General features: G+C 60.4%; 1 protein-coding gene. It reads left to right on the forward strand.

Annotated features, from left to right (window positions below; genetic code table 11):
* Nucleotides 1-152: 152 nt before the first annotated feature.
* On the forward strand, nucleotides 153-445 hold a 293-nt coding region (locus B4F73_RS10050), incomplete at its 3' end, for a dihydroxy-acid dehydratase (RefSeq protein WP_290481345.1).

Here is a 445-nt window from a genome sequence, read left to right on the forward strand (position 1 = left end):
GGATATGCCTTCGTCTTCAACTCCGAAGGCATGTATCGTGGGGTCGTGGATGCTTCAGGGGCAAGAACTGCCATCTATGGCGGCGAATAGTCCCTTTTCCGCAACAGGATTGCGCGCTAGGGGCATTGCAGAACACACAGGATAGGACCGTCATGAGCAAGACTTGGGACAAATCGAAAATGCCCTCCCGCCACGTTACGCAAGGGCCGGAGCGCGCGCCGCATCGCAGCTATCTCTACGCCATGGGCCTGTCGACCAAGGACATCCAGAAGCCCCTCGTTGGCGTTGCGTCCTGTTGGAACGAGGCCGCGCCCTGCAACACCGCGCTGATGCGTCAGGCACATGCGGCTTCCGAAGGCGTCAAGAAGGGCGACGGCACTCCGCGCGAATTCTGCACCATCACAGTGACCGATGGCATCGCGATGGGGCATGAGGGCATGCGGTC

It is taken from the genome of Hyphomonas sp. UBA3601 (assembly GCF_002375605.1).
GTDB lineage: Bacteria > Pseudomonadota > Alphaproteobacteria > Caulobacterales > Hyphomonadaceae > Hyphomonas.